Below are 917 nucleotides of genomic sequence, written 5' to 3'. Positions count from 1 at the left end.
TGGAGTTGCCCCTTAAAAACCGGACAGGATCAGGTTTCGGTTTGACGGTTTAAGAACTCACGAGGCGAGCAATACCCCAATGCCTTATGCGGGTGAAGGGTGTTGTAGTGTTCGAACCATGAGGGCAGTTGCGCGATGACGGTCATGGCGTCTGGCAAGGGGTTGACCGAGACGTAATCGCGCTTGAAGGTTTTGACGAAGGCTTCGGCCATTCCGTTGGACTGGGGGCTGCGAACGGGCGTTGAACACGGCTCCATGCCGATATCGATGAGCAGCGACTTGGTTTCCTTTGCGATGAAGCAGGAGCCGTTGTCCGTCAGCCATTCGATTGGCTTTGGAAGGGTGTTGACGAGACCGAAACGGTTCTCAACAGCCGTGATGACAAGGTCCTGGACGTCCTCGCTCTTGATGCCCTCGGTTGTCGCGACATGGGCGATGGCCTCGCGATCACAGCAATCGAGAGCGAAAGCAACGCGCACCTTCTCCTTGTTGTCGCAGCCGATTTCAAACCCGTCTGAACACCAACGCAGATTGGATTGCTCGACGGCGACGCGGCCGTCGTGGCGACGGGTGTCGATTGCACCGGTATGGCGCTGAAGAAGCATGCCGTGAACCTTCATCACCCGGTAGACGCGTTTGGCATTTGGCCATGGACGGTTTTCGCTGCGGGCTTTACGGCGCAGGATCGCGTGAACCCGGCGATATCCGTAGGTCGGCATGTCATCGATGATCGTCTTGATCTCATCCATCAGTTCCTGATCAGCGAGCGGCGGCCGCCCTCTGGCTCTGGAAGGACGTTGCCTCACACGTTCCGCTATGTTGGATCGGGCGACACCCAAGGTCTCGCACACCGCCGTCATCGCGAACCATCCTTCGGCAGCGAGAGCGAGCGCAACAGGTGTTTTTTTGACCCTGAT

At 57.7% G+C, this 917-nt stretch carries 1 protein-coding gene; it reads right to left on the bottom strand.

Annotated features, from left to right (window positions below):
- Positions 1–29 precede the first annotated feature (29 nt).
- Positions 30–917: IS3 family transposase (locus ACM6UT_RS23380; RefSeq protein WP_416799656.1), on the bottom strand; the 888-nt coding region annotated here is incomplete at its 5' end.

Origin of the sequence: Ciceribacter azotifigens (assembly GCF_048159625.1) — a bacterium.
GTDB classification, from domain to species: domain Bacteria; phylum Pseudomonadota; class Alphaproteobacteria; order Rhizobiales; family Rhizobiaceae; genus Allorhizobium; species Allorhizobium azotifigens.
The sequence above is the reverse complement of the archived record's forward strand: the minus strand, read 5'-3'. Positions and strand labels throughout refer to the sequence as shown.